Source organism: Pseudomonas sp., from assembly GCF_049645325.1.
GTDB lineage: Bacteria > Pseudomonadota > Gammaproteobacteria > Pseudomonadales > Pseudomonadaceae > Aquipseudomonas.
Map to the genome: position 1 here is coordinate 1 of NZ_JBARTQ010000696.1, position 3,767 is coordinate 3,767.

The window sequence follows — 3,767 nt, forward strand, 5'->3', positions numbered from 1 at the left end:
AACAAAGACTCCGCCGAGTTCCAGATAGAACCAGGTCGCCTGGTTTGGGGCCGCTTCGCAGCCCAGCGCGGGGCAAGCCCGCTCACTACAACGATGTGTAGATAATTATGCCGCGATGAGGCCCTGAAGCCAGCTCATCATCCAAAAGTCTGCTTGCATGACATGGTTGTTGCAAAGTATGTCTAGGCTATAACCGTTCCCACTGAGTGAAAAAACATGACAACAACAACGGATCACTACACCGGAGAAGAACGCCGCAAACGGATTTTTGCGATTGTCGGGGCCTCCTCCGGCAACCTCGTCGAATGGTTCGACTTCTACGTCTATGCCTTCTGCGCCATCTACTTTGCCCCGGCGTTTTTCCCGTCGGAAAACCCCACCGTGCAACTGGTCAACACCGCCGGTGTATTCGCCGCCGGTTTCCTGATGCGCCCTATCGGTGGCTGGTTGTTCGGCCGCGTGGCCGATAAACACGGCCGCAAGAACTCGATGATGATCTCGGTGCTGATGATGTGCGCCGGCTCACTGGTCATCGCCTTTTTGCCGACCTACAAAGACATTGGTATCTGGGCACCGATTTTCCTGCTCATAGCACGGCTGTTCCAGGGCCTGTCGGTGGGCGGTGAGTACGGCACTACCGCGACCTACATGAGTGAAGTCGCCCTGAAGGGCCAGCGCGGCTTTTTTGCCTCGTTCCAGTACGTGACGCTGATTGGCGGGCAACTGCTGGCGGTGCTGGTGGTGGTGATCCTGCAACAGTTCCTCAATGAGGACGAACTGCGTGCCTGGGGCTGGCGGATTCCGTTCGTGATCGGCGCCATCGCGGCGGTGATCTCGTTGCTGCTGCGTCGCACCTTGAAAGAAACCACCAGCAAGGAAATGCGTGAGGACAAAGACGCCGGCAGCATTGCCGCGCTGTTCCGTGATCACAAAGCCGCGTTTATCACCGTGCTGGGCTACACCGCTGGCGGTTCGCTGATTTTCTACACGTTCACCACGTACATGCAGAAGTACCTGGTGAACACCGTCGGCATGCACGCCAAGACGTCGAGTTACATCATGACCGGCGTGCTGTTCCTCTACATGTGCATGCAGCCGTTGTTCGGCATGTTGGCGGACAAGATCGGCCGACGTAATTCGATGCTCTGGTTCGCGGGCCTCGGCACGCTGTTCACGGTGCCGATCCTGCTCACCTTGAAAACCGTCAGCAGCCCATTCCTGGCCTTTGTGCTGATCACCCTGGCGCTGGCGATTGTCAGCTTCTACACCTCCATCAGCGGCCTGGTCAAAGCGGAAATGTTCCCGCCACAGGTACGCGCCTTGGGCGTGGGCCTGGCCTATGCGGTGGCGAACGCGATCTTCGGTGGCTCGGCGGAGTTCGTCGCGCTCAGCCTCAAATCCATCGGCATGGAAAACACCTTCTATTGGTACGTGACGGTGATGATGGCGATTGCCTTCTTGTTCAGCTTGCGCCTGCCGAAGCAGGCGGCGTATTTGCACCACGATCTGTAAGGAATGAGTTATGACACTGCGCACGAGCAATCAACTGTTCGACGCTTATTTCACTGCTGACAGCATGGCCGAGGTGTTCTGCGATCAGGGGCGGCTGCAAGGCATGCTGGATTTCGAAGCGGGCCTTGCGCGGGCCCAGGCGCGTGTTGGCCTGATCCCCCAGGCCGCCGTCGCACCGATTGCCCAGGCCTGCCTGGCCTCGCTGTACGACGTGGATGCCCTCGGCGTGGCGATTGCTACGGCGGGGAATTCGGCGATTCCGCTGGTGAAGGCGCTGGGCAAGCTGATTGCCGCGCAAGACGCAGGCGCCGAGCGTTATGTGCATCTGGGCGCGACCAGCCAGGATGTGATGGACACCGGGCTGGTCCTGCAATTGCAGCACGCCATGGCCTTGATCGAAGCGGATTTGGCGCAGTTGGGTGAAACATTGGCAGCTCAGGCCCAAAGGTACGCGCGCGTGCCCTTGGCCGGGCGCACGTGGCTGCAACACGCAACGCCGGTCACGTTGGGGATGAAAATCGCCGGGTGGCTGGGGGCGGTGACCCGCAGCCGTCAACGTCTGGCTGAACTGAAGCCGCGCCTGCTGGTGCTGCAATTCGGTGGTGCGTCCGGAACCCTGGCAGCGCTGGGCGAGCAGGCCATGCCAGTGGCCGAAGCCTTGGCCGCCGAGTTGCAACTGCGCTTGCCCGAGCAACCGTGGCACACCCAGCGTGACCGGTTGGTGGAATTCGCCAGCGTGCTCGGCTTGATCGCCGGCAGCCTCGGCAAGCTGGGCCGTGATATCAGCCTGTTGATGCAGACCGAAGCGGCGGAAGTGTTCGAACCGTCGGCGCCGGGCAAAGGCGGCTCCTCGACCATGCCGCACAAACGCAACCCGGTCGGCGCAGCCGTGCTGATCAGCGCCGCGACTCGCGTGCCTGGCCTGGTGGCGACGATGTTCAGCGCCATGCCCCAGGAGCACGAGCGCAGCTTGGGATTGTGGCATGCCGAATGGGAAACCCTGCCAGAGATTTGCCGGCTGGTGTCCGGCGCCTTGAAGCAGGCACTGCTGGTGAGCGAAGGGTTGGAAGTCGACCCAGAGCGCATGGCAAAAAACCTCGATTTGACCCAAGGCCTGGTGTTGGCCGAAGCCGTCAGCATCGTGCTGGCCCAACGCCTGGGGCGCGAGACGGCGCACCATTTGCTGGAGCAGTGCTGCAAACGCGCTGTCGCAGAGCAGCGCCATTTGCGCGCGGTACTGGTGGATGAACCGCAGGTCACGGCGGAGTTGTCAGCGCCTGAACTGGACCGCTTGCTCGACCCGGCCCATTACCTGGGCCAGGCGCAAACCTGGGTGAGCCGCGCCGTGACCGAACATTTTGGATTGAATGCCTAAGGAGGCCTTTGTGGCATTTGTACAACTCGCCGATGGCGAACTGCATTACCAACTCGACGGCCCGGTCGACGCGCCGATGCTGGTGCTGTCCAACTCGTTGGGCACCGACCTGCACATGTGGGACATCCAGATTCCGGCCTTCACCCAGCATTTTCGCGTGTTGCGTTTCGACACCCGTGGCCACGGCAAATCCCTGGTCACCGAAGGCCCCTACAGCATCGAACAACTCGGTCACGACGTGATCGCGCTGCTTGATGCGCTGGGTATTCAGCGGGCGCATTTCTGCGGCCTGTCCATGGGCGGCTTGATCGGCCAATGGCTGGGCATCAATGCCGGCGAACGTGTGCAGCGGCTGGTGGTGTGCAACACCGCCGCCAAGATCGGCACGCCTGATGTCTGGAACCCGCGCATTGAAATGGTCCTGCGCGATGGCGCGGCGGCGATGGTCGCGTTACGCGATGCATCGATCGCGCGCTGGTTCACCGCCGACTTCGCGGCGGCCAACCCGCACCAGGCCAAGCAGATTACCGACATGCTTGCCGCCACTTCGCCGCAAGGCTACGCCGCGAACTGCGCGGCTGTTCGCGATGCGGATTTTCGTGAGCAGCTGGCGTCGATTGCCGTGCCGACCCTGGTGATCGCCGGCAGTGAAGACGCGGTCACACCGCCTGCCGGCGGTCATTTTATCCAGGCCCATGTGCCGGGCGCCGAATACGCCGAGTTCTACGCGGCGCACCTGTCCAATGTGCAGGCCGGCGCGGCCTTCAGCGACCGCGTGCTGGAGTTTCTGCTGGCCTACTGAACCTCGTGGTGAGCGGGCTTGCCCCGCGCTGGGGCGCGAAGCGGCCCCGATGCAGTCAGGGTTGGGGCTGCTTCGCAG

Annotated in this window: 3 protein-coding genes; all 3 read left to right on the top strand. The window is 61.9% G+C overall.

Going from position 1 to position 3,767, the window contains the following annotated elements:
- Positions 1-216 precede the first annotated feature (216 nt).
- From WBB95_RS29590 to pcaD, 3 genes are read left to right on the top strand one after another with little or no spacing between them, the layout of a single operon-like run.
- Positions 217-1,512: an MFS family transporter gene (locus WBB95_RS29590; RefSeq protein WP_424490816.1), complete on the top strand. Its 1,296-nt coding sequence runs from the start codon at positions 217-219 to the stop codon at positions 1,510-1,512.
- A 10-nt stretch (positions 1,513-1,522) separates the two neighbouring features.
- Positions 1,523-2,887, top strand: coding sequence for a 3-carboxy-cis,cis-muconate cycloisomerase (locus WBB95_RS29595; RefSeq protein ID WP_424490817.1), 1,365 nt, complete (start codon positions 1,523-1,525; stop codon positions 2,885-2,887).
- Positions 2,888-2,897: 10 nt separating this feature from the next.
- Positions 2,898-3,689 carry a 3-oxoadipate enol-lactonase gene (gene pcaD / locus WBB95_RS29600; RefSeq protein ID WP_424490818.1) on the top strand — a complete coding sequence of 264 codons (792 nt, stop codon included), beginning with the start codon at positions 2,898-2,900 and terminating at the stop codon, positions 3,687-3,689.
- Positions 3,690-3,767: the final 78 nt, after the last annotated feature.